Consider the following 17841-nt stretch of genomic DNA (forward strand, 5'->3'; position numbering starts at 1 on the left):
GTGGCGTTCCTCTGGTCGGTGGACGACTGTGTCGAGAAGAACGGAAGCCGCCACCGCCACGGTTCAGAAGTTGCTCACGTGCTGCCCCGCCTCGTCATCGGCGTTGCCCATCGTCTCCGTCGTTTCGTTGCCGGCCTCCACCACCAGACCCAGCCGCTTCCTGATGTACGTGATGGTCTCCGTGAGATTTTCGGTGGGCTTGTCCACCTGCTGGTGGTAGACCTTGCCGATCTCGTCCTGACCGGCGGACTCCTTGTTGATCCGGTTGATCTCCACGATCATCCGGTTGATCTCGCTCAGGCACCGCTGGTAGTCGTCGTAGTGGGCGAACTTGTTCTTGAGGTCGCTCAGTACCCTGAGGGTGTTCCCGTCAGCCATTGAACTCCTCCTGCTTTCCGGTGGGGACGCGGGTCTGCGCCTCGGCGGCGAACTCCTCCTGCTTCTTCTCGCGCCTGGCCTTCTCGCGGGCGGATTCCTCCTGCGCGGCGAACTGCTCCTGCCTGGCGGCCCTCTCCCTCTCCTGCGCCTCCTCCAGCTGGAACGACGAGCCCATCGCGCGCAGCGGCTTCATCAGCTGGTCCAGATCGGTGGGCATGTCGGTCAGGCCGGTGACCGCGCGGAGGCGCTCGCCGAAGTCGGTGAACCCCTTGATCCTCTCGATGACCTGCTCGCCCATCTTGGCCCGGGCGTCGTTGAGTACGGTGACCAGGGCGGCGGACAGCTCGGCCGGCGCCATCGCCTGGTACGCCTTGGTGTGGAAGGTCAGCGCGACCACCTGGCCCTGGGGGCCGACGGTGGCCGAGATCATGCGGTCCTTGGACGTGACGGAAGCCGTGGCCGCGTCGAGTTCGGTCTTGGCGGCGAGCATCTTGTCGCGCTGCTCGTACAGCGCCGACATCGCGTCCTTGATCCTGCCGTCGAAATCGAGACTCATGGGTCACCTCTCGGATGGGTGGGGTGGGGTGGGGACGGGCGGGGGAGAGACGGCACGGCCGTGCCCGGTCCCGCACTGCGGGGCTGGGCACGGCGGCGCGGACAGGGCGGATCAGCGATCAGCGGCCGATGACTCCGTTGACCGAGCCGGTCTGGGTGCCCCAGGTGTCCTCGTCCTCGGTCAGCCACGTGGTGCGCTGCCGGTCCTTGTTCTGGTTCGGCTGGCCGGCGCCGCCCATGCCGGGGCTCATCGGCGGCATCATCGGCGGCTGCATCCCCTGCTGGGTGTTGAGGGCCGTCCGCTGCTGCTGGGATGCGGCGTTGGCCGCGAGGGCGGCCGCGTTGCCCTCCACGGTGGCGCCGAGCTGGGCCGGCCGCTCGCCCATCGCGGACATGCCGCCGACGGTGGCCGCAGTGGTCTTCAGCTTCGGGTTGTCACCGAGGCTGCCTGCCGACGTGAGCCCGTCCAGGCCGCCCATCTTGCCCGTGCCCGGGATGCCACCGGTCTTGAAGTCGGGGAACGGCAGGCCGCCGGACTGGGTGTTGATCTTCGGCAGCGGACGCGAGCCGAACGAGTGCTCGGCGTTCGTCAGCAGCTGGCTCGTGCGGCTGATCGGCTTGCCGTCGGCACCGACCACGATGCCGTCCTTGACGGTGGCTCCCTTGGGCAGGGTGTAGGGGTTGCCGTTGGAGTCGAGCAGCGGCTTGCCGTTGGCGTCGACCACGGTGCCGTTCTCCAGGACCTTCGCGCCCTCGGGGAGCCTGATCTGGTCGTACGGGTTGGAGCCGGGCTTGAGGCCGCCCTCCGGCTGGGGCTGCTGCCCCACCTTGGAGCCGGGCGGGGCGGTGATCGGCTTGTTGCCCGGACCCAGGACCGGATTGCCCTTCGGGTCGTAGACCTTGCCGTCCTTGCCGATGTACGAACCGGGCGGCACCATCACCGGCTTGCCGTCGGGGCCGAGGACCGGCTTGCCGTCCTTGCCGAGCAGCGGCACCTTGCTGCCCGTCCCGGGCGTGGTGCCACCGTTGACATTGCCCGGGAGATTGCCCGGGACGTTGCTCGGCGGTTTGCTGATCGGGCCGTTGCTCCCGCCGGGCTTCAGGTTGGGGACGTTGGTCTTCGGCCCATTCGGCCCATTCGGCCCATTCGGTCCGTTCGGGCCGCCCTTGTTCTGATTGAGGGGGTTGTTCTTGTCGTTGAGCGGGTTGTTGATGTTGCCGTTGGGGTTGTTCGGCCCCGGGCCGCCGCCCGGCATGCTGATGCTGGGCTGGTAGATGCCCTCCCGCATCGAGGCCGCGAGCTTGAGGTACGCGGTGTCCAGCGGGTCAAGGGAATCCTTCGCCGCCCTGTCCAGCGGGGCGAGTTTCGCCAGCCACGTCTTCTTCGCGACCTCTTCGATCCCGCTGAGCCAGTTCGCGGTGCTGATGTCGGAGCCGCCGTTGTCGACGATCTTGTCGAGGATCGGTTCGTAGCCGTACGCGTCCCCCTGCGCCCATGGCTTCCACGTGGCATGGATCTTAGCGTTCGTCATGACTCCTACGAGCACGTCGTACAGCAGGTTCACCGCGTTGGCGTCTCGCAGCACCCGCCACGCCATATAGCCGTTGTACATGGCCACAATGGAATCGACGAGCTGCTTCCTGGTGTCCTGGATCGACTTGATGTAGTCGGTCGGTGCCGTCAGGTCGAGCTTGACCTTGCTCATCTCCACGTTGAACACGCTCAGGAACTTCTTGAACGCGCCGGCCGCGCTGCCCTTCCACTCGTCACCCGAAGAGTCGACCGAGTCCGCCCACCCCTTGATGACCGGCATCCAGTAGTCGAACCACGCGATGATCCCCGTGAGCTGGTCCGCCGCGTGGTCGAACGTCCAGACACTGGTGGCCTCGTTCTTGTTCGGCGTGAACACCAGGGGCGAGAGGTTCTTCTCGGCGTCGTGGAACCACAGGTTGTATTTGGACGACGTATCGTCGAAGACGTTCTTCCAGTCGACGTTGAAGCCCGCCACGTAGTAGACGGGGGTCGCGACATTCTGGCCCGTGTTCGCGTCGGTCAGCGTCGCGTAGCCGGACCAGTACACGTCGAACGTCTTGCTCCAGTCCTGGTTCGGATTCGCGTCCTGGACGATACGGAAGCTGTTCTCGGCGATCCATTTGGGCGAGCCCGGGCCGGCCACCGCATTGCGATCCGTCAGTGCGTTGGTCTCGGCCATGAAGACCTTGAGGGCTTCTTCCCAGTTTTTGCTCACCGGCATGGTGGCGCGGCACTCCTGTCGAGAGGGCGAGGTGCTGTTGGCTAATTGGTCGGGGACGGGCTGGGGCTTCCGGTCCCCGACGGCTTGGAACCCTGCTGGATCGAGTTGAGGATCTCCCACATCTCGGTGACGCTGATGGCGTCGTCGGACGCGTTGTCGAGGATCACCTTGATGCTCTTCAAGGTGAGGAAGCTGCTGTCGGCGGCGGCGCTGAACACGTTGAGCGCGCTCTGCAGCTGGCCGCACAACGTCTTGAACGCGTCCTGCACCTGCTTGGCGCTCACGAGCTGATTCGTGTTGCCCGGCTTCAGCAGACCGTCGTCACCCGAGGACTGTCCGTTCGCCCACTGCGGCAGGGTCAGCACGGCCGGGTTGGCCGCGAAGTCCTTGAGGAGGGTCTCGAACTTGTTCGCGAAGTCCAGCAGGACCTGCTCGGTGACCTTGAAGGAGTCCTTGTCGCCCTCGTCCTCGTTGGGCTTGGTCGGCATGGGAGCTCTCCTGTCTTCGTGTGGGCTGTCCGGTGTTCGGCAGTAAGAACGGGAGCCCCGTGCCGTGCGGTTCACGCCCCCCACGCAATGGCCGAACCCGGCCCGCGGGCGGGAGAGCCGTGGGCCGGGTTCTGGTGTGCGTGTGTCAGCGCTGGAACAGGTAGGCGCTCTTGCGGTCACCGTTCCGGATGATGTTGTGGGCGTCGGCCAGGAGGTCGGCGCCCTTGTCGAACTGCGCGGACAGGTTCGCGTCAAGAAGGCTGACAGCCTTCTTGAACTCCTCGAACTCCTTGGCGGCCTCACCGGTGAACTCGGTCCTGATGGCGTCGAGCCGCTGGACGATGGTGTCGAGGGCGGAGTTCATGGTCCTGGCGACCACCTTCATCCGCTCGTTCGCATCCTGGAGCTGGCCATGCTTGATGTCCATGTCCATGTCGCTCATGGTGATTTCCTTAGGTACGTGGGTGAGCGGGGAGAGATGGCCGAAGCCGGCGGCCCGGGCATGCCGGCGCCGGCCGGGGCTTACTTGCTGAGGACGTCGTAGACGTCGCCGTCCCAGAGGTCCATGTTGGCCTCCGCCTCGCCGGCGGTGTCCGACATGACGTTGCTGGTGACGCCGACGGCGTCGATCAGGTCCTTGTACTCGGCCATCACCGTGCGGTAGCCGCGCTGCCAGTTCTCGATCTTGGCGACGAACTTGGTGCCGGCCGTGGACACCATGCTCCGCTGCACGTCGCTCGCGATGTCCTCGGACTCCGCGAAGGCCCGCTCCATCGAGCCGAGGTGCCCCTCGAGCTCGTTGAGGGTGCTCGTGAGTACAGCTGAAGATACTTTGAGGTTGTCATTCGGGATGTCTGGCACGTGATCTCCTCGGTCGGATCGTGTGAGTCGTGGGATTCCCGGCAGGGAGAACGGGCCGGCCGCGGCCCCCGGTTCACCGCCGAAGTGGCTGTCCGGCGTTGCTCAGCCACCCGAACCAGCCTCTGGACAAGGCGAGTTGACGGGACCCGGGAGCGTCTCCACCACGCCCGCAGAGGCCAGCGCAGCCGGGTCCAGGCTCGGCCCGGTCGGCAGCAGGGTCAGGAACGTCGAGGGCACACCCACCACGGCGGCGCCGCCGTAGCCCAGGGTCTGCACGGCTTCCGTGGACGGCAGCGGATACTTCACACCGTTGTCCGCCACCAGGTACGTCGCCCCGCCCGCGCCCGCCCCGGACAGCGCCCGCACCAGCGCTCCGCCGCCCGGCCGTACGGAGATCCGGTCGGCCGTGCCGCAGCCCGCCGCCACTCCCGGCTGGGACGCGGGCGCCACTCCCGCGACCGCCGTCGTCTCGACGACGGTCACCAGGGTGCGGGGCCCGTCCGTGGAGGGCTGCAGCGCCGTGCACACGCTCTGCCCCGCCGCCGGGGTCACCAGCTTCGGCGGCGCCTCGGGCAGCCCGGAACCCGGCAGGGTCCCGGCCGGCGCCGGATGGGCGGCCAGATCGGCCGCGCCCACCGGTACGGCGATCGCCGGGGCCCCCGCGTACGCCTCCTGCTGGGTGCGCGGGTCACCGCGCAGCAACTCGAACAAGGTCTGGGTCAGCGGTGCCAGCCCCTGCTGTGTCAGGACGTACGGCTCCCCGGCCGGGCCGCTGAACAGCTGGCCGATCCGGGTCTGCCGGCCGGCCAGAGCGGGGCCGGGCGAACCGCGCCCGGGCATGGCAGGCGGTGACAGATCTGGCCCGACGGGCAAGGAGTTGAGGAAGGACGGGGGGACGGGGAAGGGAGTGGCGGTGGCGGTGGTGTAACCGAGCGCGGTACCGGCGCCCGCGCCGGGGTCGAGCCGCAGCCGCTTGCCCTGCCACAGCACGTGCCGGGCGCCGTCCGCGGTGGTCACCAGCAGACCCTGCTGGGGCGACAGGGCCTGGCCCGCCGGGCCGGCGCCGACCGCCACCGACAGCGTGGGCGCTGGGGCGCCGGACGGAGTACGGCCGACCAGCCCGCAGACCAGCCAGGGCCCCTTCGCCAGGAGGGACTTGACGGGCAGTCCGTCGGGGGCGCCGACGATTCCGACCGGTCCGCCGCGTGGAGCCGCCTTGAGCGAGTTCAGACCGACCTGCGACACGGTCATCTTCTCCCCGGCCACCAGCCGGGCGCTGGCCTGGTTGAGCACCGGGCGCAGCTCCCCGCCGATGAACAGGTACCGGGCGCCCGTCTCCTTCACGACCACCAGGGTGCCGGGTTTGGCCCAGCCGGCCGCGCCGCCCGGCTTGATGGCCCCGTACAGGCCCATGACCAGGGCGATCAGCACGGCGATGAACAGCCCGTTGCGGACCCCGCGGGTGGTGCGCCGGGTCGGAAGGTCCGGCGCGTCGGGTTCTCCCCGCAGCATGCCGGCCCCCAGCCTGCCCATCACGAACAGGTGCGCCTGTACCTGGTCGCGCCTGGACTGCATGTGAACTCCTCCGGAAGAACGGTCCTGTCACGGCCGCGGCCGTGGCACGGCCGCTCCGGTTCGGCGCGAAACGCGACGCGCCGCTGGTCAGCCGCTGAGCCCGCGGACCCAGGCGAATACGCCGGCCACGGTCAGCGCGAGCGGGATGAGGCTCAGCGCCAGCGTGCTGTGCAGCAGGTCGCCGGCCCGGCCCCAGTAGGGCAGCATCCGCCGCCCCGGCACCGTCCACGAGGCGATGGCGAGGGCCGCGGCCACCGCCGTCAGCCCGGCCAGCAGCCCCAGCCGGCCGGTGCCGCCGAGCGTGACCGCCCACTCCGAGGCCAGCAGGGCCAGGCCGTAGGAGCCGGGCAGCACCAGTGCCAGCCGCTGCCACAGGGAGCCCACCTCGCGAGCGTGCAGGATCAACAGCAGGGACAGGGCGACCGCCATGGCCGTGGGCGCCCAGCCGGAAGCCGTGCCGACCAGGGTGAGACAGCCCGCGCAGAGCGCGCCGGTCAGCACGTGGAAGGCGGTCAGGTAGCCGTCGGCCACGGCGCTGCGGTCCAGCACGTCCTGTGCCGGATAGGGCTCGATGTCCTCCTGGAGCTCGTCGGCGGTACGCGGCAGCGCCGGGAGCTTCAGCCCGGACAGCCGGAAGGCGAACCCGGGCAGGAACGCACCGAACGCCACGACCAGCACGGCGAGCACCGCGGCCGTCTCCGTGGCCGTGAGTCCCGCCAGCGTGATGGCCCCGGCCGCTGCCCCGGCCACCGCTGTGATCAGCAGCCCGAGGAAGAGCGGAGCCGAACACGCCACGGCGGCGAGCGCGAGGACCGCCGCGCCGGCCGCCGCCGAACTCCCAGCGAGCAGCCGGGCGGCCGTCACGTCCCCGCTGCCCGTCGGCAGCAACGCACCGGCCAGGGCGAGATAGGGTACGGCCGCCGCGCCGAGCGCCGTGCCGGCCCCGGCGTCGCCCACCGCGCGCGCGGCGCTGGCCGCGCCCAGCAGCAGCAGTCCACCGATCGAGCTCGCCGCGACCCCGCGTAGCGGCCCGATGCCTCCGGACAGGGCCAGCAGGGCGAGCCCGCCCGCCAGCGCGGCCAGCGCCAGGCCGAGCGTCACGTGGTGGGTGAGCGCGGGGCGCCACGAGTCACCGCGCTGTTCCAGGCCGACCGCAACGCCGTCGATGAGATCGTCGAAGTGAACCGGCGGCAGCGATTCACGGCGCAGCCGCAGGAACAGCTGCTCGCCGTCCCGCAGTCCGTGGGCCTCCGCAGACCGCTCGTCGTCCAAGGGCTCCTCACCGAGCCGCTGGAGCACCCAGCCGCCCGCCTCGACGGCCTCCTCGTCCAGGTCGTCCCCGGCGTAACCGATGATGGTCGGCAACATGTCCGCCAGTGGCACGTCGCCCGGTACGGAGAGCTCGACCACCTTCTGCGGCCCGTGGAATCTCAATCGGCACAGTCCCGCCACCGCGCTACCGCTCACTGCCCGCGTGTCCTTCCGACTGTTCATTCCGGGGCCGAAACGCCCTCAGCGGCCAGATGAACGGACGGGACCCGGCGGTGGGTTCAGCGGGGCCCGCGCAGTTCGCGCAGGATGGCCTCGACGCCGTCGTCACCCCGTCGTCCGATGAGTACGGAGATCCAGCAGGCCACGGCCCGCCGCTCGTCCTCGGTCCAGCCGGCTGCGGACGGATGCTCCTCCACCACCAGCACGCGGACGAGCAGGCACAGTTCGCCGAAGAGCGCGGCGGACTGTCCGCTCAGTGCGGCGAGCGCGGCCGGGGACATGACGGGCCGCCCGCCGGGCGCGGTGGACAGTCCCAGGACCCGGCTCACCGCGTCCATCACCTCGGACGCGGCGGCCTCCGGAACGTCCAGGCCGGTCCGGGGGGCCGCGGGCTCCGGGTCGTCGTGTGCGGGGACGGTGTCCCGCAGCCATGAGCGCAGCAGCGAGCGGACCTCGTCCGCCTCCGCTCCCGGGTCTTCGTCGCCGTACACCGGTCTCCCACAGCTCCCATTGCCACGGCCACCGCATCGGCGGCGTCGCGTGCTCCGTCTCGTCCACCTCGGCGACCGGTCGGCGAGAGGGATCGGCGGCCGTCCGTACACACACTGTCTCACCGTTCACCCGCTTCCGCTCCGTCTGCGGACTCAACGTGTGCCCGGCCCCCAGGGTTCACCGGCCGCCCCGACGGAGAGTTGAACCGTCCCACGCCGCCCACCCGTTATCCCCTGGGCAAGGAGACCGCCGAACACAGTCGGCCGGCGCGGCGTGAGGAGCTTTTCGTTGAGCGTGGTGCTAGTCAACCGCCCACCACGGCGGCCGGGCCCCGAGACGCCGGACGGCGAGATCCAGCTGCAGGAACCGCCCGTACTGCCCGAGAAGCAGAACGGCATGGGGAACATCATCACGATGGTGCCGATGGCGCTGTCCTCGCTGTCCATGGTGTTCATCTTCCTGCGCCCCAATGGCGGCCTCATGACGTACGTCGCCATGGGAACCATGGCCGTCTCCGCGATCGGCATGGTGGTCACCCAGATCATCCGTGGCAACACCGACCGCAAGGCGGAGCTCACCGCCGAGCGTCGTGACTACCTGCGCTACCTCGCCCAGATGCGGCGCCAAGTGCGCAAGGACATCCGCAGCCAGCAGGAGGCCTTGGCCTGGCGCAACCCGGAGCCGGTCGAGTTGGCCTCGCTGGTGAAGACCTCACGCCTGTGGGAGCGGCGCGCGGCTCACCCCGACTTCAGCGACGTGCGGATCGCCATCGGGTCCCAGCGGCTGGCGGTGCGCCTCGCCCCGCTCGCCACCAAGCCGGTGGAGGACCTCGAACCGCTCAGCGCCCACGCGCTGCGGCGCTTCATCCACGCGTACGCGACGCTCGCCGATCAGCCCGTCGCCATCCACCTGCGCGGCTTCGCGCACGTCCTGGTCCGTGCCGAGTCGGCGGAATCCGGGACGGCTGACGGCGCGGACGGCAGCGCGGGCGCCGGGGCAGCGGCCGGTACACGGTCGGCGGCCGGTACCGGGTCGGCATCGGGTACGCAGTCGGTACCCGGTACCGAGTCGGCGGCCGGTACCGAGTCGGCGGCCGCGGAGCCCGAAGACCAGGCCCGCGCGCTGGTCCGCGCCATCCTCGCTCAGCTGGCCACGTTCCACGCCCCCGACGAGCTGCGCATCGCCGTGGTCGCCGCACCCGACCGCCGCTCCCACTGGGAGTGGACCAAGTGGCTGCCGCACGCCCTGCACGCGAGCGAGACCGACGGCGCCGGCCCGCTCCGGCTGGTCGTCGCCACGATCGGCGAGTTGGAGCAGTTGCTCGGCGACGAGTTCGGTGCCCGGCCGTCCTACGAGCCCGAGGTGACCCCGAGCCGCGACGAGCCGTACACGGTCATCGTGCTGGACGGGGCGACGTTCGCCGCCCCGCACCGGGCCGCGCTCGGCGGCTACCGCAACGCCACCGTGATCGACGTCGGCTCCACCCTGGACTGGAAGCACGACCGGGTCACCCTCCGGCTGCGGATCACCGACGGCCCCGACAGCACCCTGGAGATGATCGGAGCCGACCGCAACCGCAAGGACGAGATCACCGCCCTCGGCCGCCCCGACGGCCTGTCCACCACCGCGGCCACCCGGCTGGCCGCGTCCATGGCCCCGTACCGGCTGGGTGACAGCGTCGACGCGAGTGAGCCGCTGGCCACCGACTTCGACCTCACCGCCCTGCTCGGCATCCACGACCTGCACCGCTTCGACGTCAAGCAGCAGTGGGCGCTGCGCAACCAGGCGAACAAGCTGAGGGTCCCGCTCGGTCTCGGCCCCGACGGGACCCCCATCGACCTCGACATCAAGGAATCCGCCCAGGGCGGCATGGGCCCGCACGGCATGCTGATCGGCGCCACCGGCTCCGGCAAGTCCGAGCTGCTGCGCACACTGGTGCTGGCCCTGGCCCTGACCCACTCCTCGGAGATCCTCAACTTCGTCCTGGTCGACTTCAAGGGCGGCGCGACCTTCCTCGGCCTGGACCACCTGCCCCACACCTCCGCGGTCATCACCAACCTTGCCGACGAGGCCGAGCTGGTGGACCGCATGCGGGACGCCCTGCACGGGGAGATGATCCGCCGCCAGGAACTCCTGCGCGCCGCCGGTAACTACTCCTCCCTCCTGGAGTACGAGAACGCCCGTGCCGCGGGCACCCCGCTGGACCCGCTGCCCACCCTCTTCGTCGTGGTCGACGAGTTCTCCGAACTGCTCGCCGCCCACCGCGACTTCATGGACCTCTTCGTCATGATCGGCCGCCTCGGCCGCTCCCTCGGCGTCCATCTCCTGCTCGCCTCCCAACGCCTCGACGAGGGTCGCGTCCACCAACTCGAATCCCACCTGTCCTACCGGATCGGCCTGCGCACCTTCTCCGCGATGGAATCCCGGGGCGTCCTGGGCGTACCGGACGCCTATCAGCTGCCCTCCCAGCCCGGCAACGGCTACCTGCGCAGCGACATCTCCACCCTCACCCGCTTCAAGGCCGCGTACGTGTCCGGCGCCTACGAGCACAAGAGGCGGGCGGCCGCCCAGCGTGCCGTGATCGAGGGGCAGGTCGTGGCCTTCGGCACCGAGTACGTGGCCCCCCGTACCCTTCCCGCCGAACTGGACGTGGCGCAGGAGCAGCCGGAGCCGGAGGCCGAGGAGACCCGTTCGCTCCTCGACATCGCCGCCGAACGCCTCACGGACGCCGGTCCTCCCGCCTACCAGGTGTGGCTGCCGCCCCTGGACGTGCCGCCGACGCTGGACGAGCTGCTGCCGCCGATCGCACCCGACGCCGAGCACGGCTTCACCGTGGAGGGCGAGGCGCGCGGGGCCCTCAAGGTCCCGGTCGGCGTCGTCGACCGCCCCTTCCAGCAGCTACGCGACCTGCTCGTGGCAGACCTCGGCGGGGCCGACGGACATCTCGGCATCGCGGGTGCTCCGCAGTCCGGCAAGTCCACCCTGATCCGCACCCTGATCACAGCCCTCGCGCTCACGCACACCCCGGCCGAGGTGCAGTTCTACTGCCTGGACTTCGGCGGCGGCACCCTCTCAAGCCTGCGCGGCCTGCCGCATGTCGGCGGGGTCACCGGACGGCACGACGCCGAGCGGGTCAACCGGACCGTCGCCGAGGTCAATTCGGTCATCACCCGCCGCGAGAAGTACTTCGCCGAGCTCGGCATCGACTCGGTCGCCGCCTTCCGCCGCAAGAAGGCGGCCGGGGAGCTGCCCGACGACCCGCACGGAGACGTGTTCCTGGTCGTCGACGGCTGGAACACGCTGCGGCAGGAGTTCATGGACCTCGTCCAGTCGCTCACGCTGATATCGCAGCGCGGCCTCAACTACGGCGTCCACCTGGTCATCGGCACCACGCGCTGGGGCGAGATAACCGGAGCCCTGCGCGACCAGCTCCAGACCCGCTTCGAGCTGCGGCTCGGTGACCCGGTGGATTCCGTCGTCAACATGAGGGCGGCGGGCAAGGTGCCCAAGGTGCCCGGACGTGGACTGACGGAGGACCAGATGCATTTCCTGTGCGCGCTGCCCCGGATGGACGGCATCGGTACCGCGCACGATCTGAGCGAGGGCGTCGCTGACCTGGTCGATGTCGTCTCGGACCACTGGACGGGCCACCGTGCTCCGCAGGTACGGATGCTGCCGGCGCTCCTGGAAGCGGCCGAACTGCCCGCACCGCACGGCTCGTTGAAGATCCCGCTCGGTCTCGAAGAGCAGGACGTCCAGCCGCTGTGGCACGACTTCGCGCAGGACTCGCACCTGATCGTCGTCGGCGACAGCGAGTCCGGCAAGAGCAATCTGCTCAAGCACATCGCCACCCAGATCATGCGCGCGTACACGCCCGACCAGGGCCGCATCATGCTGGTCGACTTCCGGCGCGAGATGTACGAGACCGTGCCCGAGGAGTACCGCCTCGGCTACGCGGTCGCCGCCGACCCGCTGCGGCAGATGATCGCCGGCGCGGCGAAGGCGATCGCCAATCGGGTGCCGTCCGCCGACATCCCCCCGGACCGGCTGAGGCTGCGCGACTGGTGGAGCGGGCCGGAACTGTTCGTGATCGTGGACGACTACGACCTGGTCGGCAGCTCGGGGGCGGCGCACCCGTTCACGCCGGTCATCGAGCACCTGGCCCAGGGCGTGGAGATCGGCCTGCACATCATCGTCGCCCGGTCCGCGAACGGGGCCGGCCGCGGCCTGGCCGATCAGCTGCTGCGCAAGCTCCAGGAAGTCAACACACCCGCGGTGCTCCTGTCCTGCCCGCCGACCGAGGGTTACCTCTTCGGCGGCACCAAGCCGAGGGTGCTGCCGGTGGGGCGTGCCCTGCACATCACGCGGCGCCGTACGTTGCAGCTGCAGACTCCGCTGCTCGACCCCGACCACCAGAATCCGCAGAACGGAGCCGAGGGATGACCACCCTGCAGCCCACCTCCACCCCGCCGGGCACCGGATCGGCGCTGTGGCCCGTCGGGCCGCACCTGGTCATCGCCCCCGAGGAGGCCGAGCCCGCGCTGACGGCTGCCCTCAGCGGACAGGACCCGCTCCCCGACGCCGTCCTGGTACTGGCGGCCGCGCCGGACGCGGCGCCCGTGCTGCGCCGCAGTCTGCGGGAGCTGGTCCACCTCGCCACCGGACGCGGCGCGACCCGTCTGGTGCTGGCCGCGTCGGGCCTCGCCGCGCCGGGGCCGGACAGGCGCCGTCCGGTCGAGACGGTGGCCGCGGCGGCCGGTTTCCCGGTGATCGCCCCCGACGGCGTGGTCACCGTCGAACCCGACGGCTCCGTCCAAGTCACCCCGCCGGGCACCTGGTGGCTGACCGAACCGGGCGTCCCCCCGCGTCCGCTGGCCCCGGCGTGGCCACCGGCGGTACGGGAGAACGGAGCCGGCGGCGAGGACGAGGGGGAAGGGGACAACGGGGAAGGGCACGAGGGGGAAGGGCACGAGGGGGAGGGGCACGAGGGGGAAGGGCACGAGGGCGAGGAAGTGGAGCGGCCCGGCCGGGTCCCTTCGCCGGACACGGCCCCGCTCGCCCCGCAGGCCGCACCGGCCCCACCCACCCTGTCGGAACTGGAGCCGCTGGAGGCACTGTCCCCGGCGGCCGGCCCCCATACGGACGTGCCCGTCACGGAGCCGGTCGACCCCGGTGCGGGGACGGCGCACGTGGAGCCCCCGCCGCTCGCCCCGCCCGTACCCGTCGTGGCGGAGTCCCCGGGCGGCGCCCACGGGTTCGAGATCGAGCCGGTCGGCGCCGAGCCGGGCGCCGAGTCGCGCCCGGAGCCGCGCGCCGTGCCGCGATCGGAGCCGCGATCGGAGTCGCGCCCGGAGTCGCGCCCGGAGTCGGGCGCCGAGCCTGGCCACCGGCCCGTGCCGGGCGGGTTCTGGCTGGGCGAGGTGCCAGAGGGAGTCGAGGCGCTCATCGGCGTCAGGCCGGGCGACCTCCTCCTCGGCGTGGGTTCTCCGCGGCGGCCGGTGCTGCCGTCCGCCGACCTGCTGGACCTCGTACGCGAGGCTGCCCCGGAGCCGGACGGCCTGCTGCTCACCGCCCCCTGGGCCGACCCGGCCGAACTCATCGGCATGGCCGTCGCACTGGCCGCCCGGCTCGGCCGCAACGTGCGGGCGGCCGTCGGCCTGCCGGTGCGTACGGCCGATGGCCACGACCACGCCACCTCGCTCCTCGACCAGCGGGGTGGGGCCACCTGGCAACCCATGCTGGTCGAGCTCACCGCCTCGCCCGGGCATCGCCGCGTGGTGCCCTCGGCCTGGCTGCGGCTGCCCGGACTCGACACGCTCGCTCCGGCCGTTCACCGGACCGGGAGCGAGGGCTGGGTGCTGGAGACCGTACCGGCCGGGCTCTGGCTGCGCCCGGCGGGCCGTTCGGCCAACCCCTGGCCCCGGATGCTCCGCCCCGACCCGGCCCGCCCGGTGCTGGTGGTGGGGGACCGTGACCGGGCCATCGCCCCGGAGGTGTGGGAGGCGCTGCCCGGCGTGCTGGCCGCGCTGCCGGACCTGGGCGCGATCGCACCGTACGGCCTGCTGGTCAACGGAAAGGGCGCCGACGGGGCGGCGGCGCGCGCATGGGCCGGGGCGAACGGCCTGGACTGGCTCGGCCCGACCTCGACCGATTCGGCTCCGGCCGTACCGGCTCCGGCCTCTTCGGCCCCGGCCACCTCGGCCCCGGCCGTACCCGCTCCGGTCTCTTCGGCCCCGGCTGTACCGGCTCCGGCCACCTCGGTCCCGGCCACCTCGGTCCCGGCCGTACCGGCTCCCGCCGACGAGGACAGCTCGATGCCCGACCCGGCGGCCGAGGCTGCTGCCCCGCCTCCGTTCGCCGCGTCCACGGAGACCGCCCCCGGCGCAGCCGGACGCTCCACCCCGGCGGCCCTGGGCCCGACCGGACGCAGCAGGCCCGAAGACCGCGCCGCCCTCAAGGACTTGCTCGGCCCGCGCTACCACCTCGTCGCCAGCAAGACCGAACTGCTCGCCTCCCGGCTGCCCGCCCTGCGATCAACTCTCCAGGACGACCTCAAGCCGGACATGGTCGCCATCGCGCTCTACCAGGCCGACACCCCCGCGCCGGCCTCCCGCGCCGACCTGGTCGCGACCGCCCGGGCGACCGAACCCGGGCCGCTCACCCCGCTGCTGCGCTGTCTCGGCTCGGGACTGCGCCGCCTGCCCGGCCACTACGGGGCCGTCATGCTCGCCGCCCCGGCCGAAGAGGTGCCGTTGGACCAGTACATGCCCGGCTCCGTGCTTGTCGAGCCCGCCCCGGTCGCTGCCGTCCCGGCGTGCGATGCCGACCTGGAAGGCTCCGTCGAGTTCGGCATCTGGTCCACCACCGGCCGCCGTACGTCCCTCTTCGCCGGTCCGGACGCCGAGCCCGAGGTGGTGTTCCCGCCGGGAACGGCCTTCTCGGTCCTGGCGCTCCGGCCACCGGCCGACGACGAAGGACCGATCAGGGTGCTGCTCCGCGAGATCTCGCCCGCCGAGGCCCGGCCGACGGGCCGCGGCACGACCGCGTCCGGGGCCGCCGACGACCGCTCCCGGGAGCGGGACGAACAAGCGCGGTCCCGGCTGACCTCATGGTTCGAACGCCGGGACATGCTCGCGCCCCAAGAGCGCCGCTCCCTGCCGGACGCCACCCGCTTCCACCTGTCTCCGGGAGCCACCCTCCGCCGGACCTCCCTCCCGTAGGCGCCTGATCGGATCGGCCATCGCGGTCACGGCCGGCCCTCGGTGTACCGAAACAGGGCAGCGAGCCCGCGACAACGGTGAACAACGGGGACCCGCCCCGGTTTCCGGCTCCCGGGGAGGGACTATGGAGCCGTTCCTCAGGCACGGGCCGGGAGCAGGCTCACGACGGTCGCCTGTGGCACGGTGACCACGCCACCCGCTTCGGTGCGGACGGACACCTGTCGCGAGTCCGCAGCGACCAACTCACCGCAGTGACAGGAGCAGGCCAATGGCTTCTCACACGCGGGGGATCAAGTCTCCGGAGACGTCGGTGCCGGCGGCTGGGAGGGTGACGAGGGGATGATGCGATCGGTCGGTGCGGAAGCAGGCGGCGCCGCTCCCAGCTCCGTTGCGGTCGGACTCGACAACGACGCGGACCCTGGCGTACAGGTGGCCCAGCGATGGCTGAGGGAAGAGGTAGCAGATCTGCGGCAGGGGGCCCTCTTCAATTTCGGCGAGATGACCGCAGTCAAGCTCACGGCCGTTCTGGGGCTTGCTGGAGCCCTCGGAGCCACCCGATGGCCCCTGGAGACGGTCACGGCGGTGTTCGCCGAGCCCGATGGCTATCGAGAGGCGTCTGAGGTGGTTGAGCGGCTGGGGCGGTACTGGTCCTGCCGCGGGAGCCGGGTGCCAGCCATACCTTCACCGCCCCCGCTCTGCTGGCCGAGCTACATCGGCGGACCGGAGCCCGGGTAGGCCCTCTGCGTTTCGTCGGCACTCCCCGTTCCCGTTGCCGCTCCTGCCCCGTGACGAGAATGTCGGATAGCTGCTGGAACTTCCTGCCGACGAGGAGGGAGCAGTGGCGGTTGTCGCGGACTTCAGCGCGATGCTTTCTGAGAGGAGGAAGTGCTGGTGAACCGCTCCTCAAGGCTGATCGTCCTGACCGCGCCGGAACAGTGGCAGGGATCAGGGGAGGCGCGCCAACGGAAGTTGTCTCCAACTTGGGTGCTCCGGACCCTGTGCAGGTGGTCCGCGCCTGGCTCCGGGTCGAAGCGTCAAACAGCGGTGAGGAAGCTGAGGACCTGGAAGGAGGGTGCTGGCGGTGGAGAGCCTTGCAGGTCTGACCCCGGTGCCGCTGAGGGCATCCGCCCTGCCCCGGTGATTCCGCCTGCTGTACGGAGAGTTGCGATCAGCGGCCATCAGCGGTAGAGAGGAAGAGAGGCGTTCTTCGCCTGGTCCATGTTTTGGGGATGGTCCCCGTGCCTGACGCAGGCCCATGGTCATGGGCTCTGATCGGCTTGTTGCTCGCTCTCGGGGCCCTCGGCGCCGCCGGAGCGATCTTCGCCTGGAGAATGGCCGTCAGGGAACCGGAGTCCGAACCGCGCATAGAAGTACTCGCGGGTATCGGTGGAGGCCTTGTCACCGGCATCGTGATCGGGCTGTCGGCATTGTTCCTGGAACAGACCATCGGAGAGTCACAGAAGTACGCGGCGTGGAGGGCGAACATCGAAATCGCCCCATCCATACCAGGGTTCACTCCTGACGGCCGGAGCGTCAAAGGCATCAACTTCAGCGGCAAGGATTTGCACGACGCCGACCTCCGCAGAACCGATCTGAAGGACCTCAGGTTCAGGGAGTCCGACCTCAGAGGAGCGAATATCAGGGGAGTTTCGCTTCAAAGGGCAGAATTGATCGGCGCCAACCTCTACGAGGCCACACTGCTCGGGGCAGACCTCGAAGGCGCATCGCTGCACAGCGCGAACCTCACTCATGCCGAGTTGGCCGGTGCTGGTACTTCATTCAAGGGCGCCAAGGTGAACGCGTACACCTGTTGGCCGAAGGGTATGCCGCCCGAGATGCTGGCCAACGTCGTCGTGCAGAATTTCTGGGACGAAGCGACCGGAAAGATGCTGGGCCCTCAGGAGGACATGCAGGACGGATTCAAGGGAGGCCAGCAGGCTCCGAACTGCACCCTGTGGAAGGGCAGCGAAGAGCTCCGCTAAAGAGGAAGGGGTGGCCCGTGAGCCAGGCGGTGAAGCTTGGCCCACACCCGGGCCTTGCTCCATTCTGCAAAGCGCCGGTGGGCTGTCGCCCCCGACGGCCCGAACGACGCCGCGGGCAGCTGTTGCCACGTACAGCCCGACGTGAACACGATCGCGGCCGGCCGATCACCATGCCGGCGCCGGCCGCCACCCTGTGGCCGCGACGGCGCCTCCGAAACCCCCCGCTGGAACAGCGCCCACAAGTCTTCCGGCACCAGCCGCTCAACAATCCCGACCAAGGCCCGCAGCCTACCCACTGCGCCGAATGAGATGACGTCCTAACCGATGATCAGGTCCGGGGCGTGTGGTGAAAGTGCTGGTCACAGGACCCGGCGCGCTCCGCCGGCCGATACGACGCTGTGTCCCAGTGCCCATCCGGGTGGGCGGCGGCGTCGACGGCTTCGTGGTCATCGCGGGCTCCGCCGCCCTTCCCGCTTCCACCCTCCACAATCACCCGCACCGATTGAGGCATACTCTCCGTGTTCACACAGGCACTCATAGTGAT

General features: G+C 70.6%; 12 protein-coding genes and 1 pseudogene. 3 read left to right on the forward strand and 10 right to left on the reverse strand.

Going from position 1 to position 17841, the window contains the following annotated elements:
• Positions 1-63: 63 nt before the first annotated feature.
• The 9 genes from ACWFQ8_RS12180 to ACWFQ8_RS12220 form a co-directional block, all read right to left on the reverse strand.
• The gene (locus tag ACWFQ8_RS12180; RefSeq protein ID WP_453786106.1) at positions 64-378 is read right to left on the reverse strand and encodes a hypothetical protein; all 315 of its coding nucleotides are present in this window, start codon (positions 376-378) and stop codon (positions 64-66) included.
• Positions 371-934: a YbaB/EbfC family nucleoid-associated protein gene (locus ACWFQ8_RS12185; RefSeq protein ID WP_453786107.1), complete on the reverse strand. Its 564-nt coding sequence runs from the start codon at positions 932-934 to the stop codon at positions 371-373. The genes ACWFQ8_RS12180 and ACWFQ8_RS12185 overlap by 8 nt, the downstream gene beginning before the upstream one ends.
• Positions 935-1052: 118 nt before the next feature.
• Positions 1053-3188, reverse strand: a complete 2136-nt coding sequence (locus tag ACWFQ8_RS12190; RefSeq protein WP_453786108.1) for a hypothetical protein — start codon at positions 3186-3188, stop codon at positions 1053-1055.
• Between the two features lie 41 nt (positions 3189-3229).
• Positions 3230-3676, reverse strand: a complete 447-nt coding sequence (locus tag ACWFQ8_RS12195) for a hypothetical protein (RefSeq protein ID WP_453786109.1) — start codon at positions 3674-3676, stop codon at positions 3230-3232.
• Between the two features lie 145 nt (positions 3677-3821).
• Positions 3822-4118, reverse strand: a complete 297-nt coding sequence (locus tag ACWFQ8_RS12200; RefSeq protein ID WP_453786110.1) for a hypothetical protein — start codon at positions 4116-4118, stop codon at positions 3822-3824.
• A gap of 80 nt (positions 4119-4198) precedes the next feature.
• A complete protein-coding gene (locus tag ACWFQ8_RS12205) occupies positions 4199-4537 on the reverse strand; it encodes a hypothetical protein (RefSeq protein ID WP_453786111.1) in 339 nt (112 codons plus the stop codon).
• A 102-nt stretch (positions 4538-4639) separates the two neighbouring features.
• Positions 4640-6112 (reverse strand): type VII secretion protein EccB, encoded by a 1473-nt coding sequence (gene eccB, locus ACWFQ8_RS12210; protein ID WP_453786112.1) that lies wholly within the window; start codon positions 6110-6112, stop codon positions 4640-4642.
• An 87-nt stretch (positions 6113-6199) separates the two neighbouring features.
• Complete coding sequence (eccD, locus tag ACWFQ8_RS12215) at positions 6200-7579, reverse strand: type VII secretion integral membrane protein EccD (RefSeq protein WP_453786113.1); 1380 nt, start codon at positions 7577-7579, stop codon at positions 6200-6202.
• Between the two features lie 83 nt (positions 7580-7662).
• On the reverse strand, positions 7663-8094 hold the full coding sequence (locus tag ACWFQ8_RS12220; protein ID WP_453786114.1) for a hypothetical protein: 432 nt from the start codon (positions 8092-8094) through the stop codon (positions 7663-7665).
• 397 nt (positions 8095-8491) lie between these two features.
• Between ACWFQ8_RS12220 and eccCa the strand changes: the two genes are divergently transcribed.
• The 3 genes from eccCa to ACWFQ8_RS12235 all read left to right on the forward strand — a co-directional run bounded on the left by eccCa (position 8492) and on the right by ACWFQ8_RS12235 (position 17297).
• Positions 8492-12538 carry a type VII secretion protein EccCa gene (gene eccCa / locus ACWFQ8_RS12225; RefSeq protein WP_453786213.1) on the forward strand — a complete coding sequence of 1349 codons (4047 nt, stop codon included), beginning with the start codon at positions 8492-8494 and terminating at the stop codon, positions 12536-12538.
• Entirely contained in the window at positions 12535-15315 is a 2781-nt protein-coding gene (locus ACWFQ8_RS12230; protein WP_453786115.1) for a hypothetical protein, read from the forward strand. Before eccCa ends, ACWFQ8_RS12230 begins: the two co-directional genes overlap by 4 nt.
• A 1238-nt stretch (positions 15316-16553) precedes the next feature.
• Positions 16554-17297: a pentapeptide repeat-containing protein gene (locus tag ACWFQ8_RS12235; protein WP_453786116.1), complete on the forward strand. Its 744-nt coding sequence runs from the start codon at positions 16554-16556 to the stop codon at positions 17295-17297.
• Positions 17298-17320: 23 nt separating this feature from the next.
• On the opposite strand, the pseudogene ACWFQ8_RS12240 reads toward ACWFQ8_RS12235, so the two are convergent.
• Positions 17321-17575, reverse strand: a pseudogene (locus tag ACWFQ8_RS12240) (transposase); the annotation flags it as partial.
• Positions 17576-17841 lie beyond the last annotated feature (266 nt).

This window comes from Streptomyces sp. NPDC055254, from assembly GCF_053606025.1.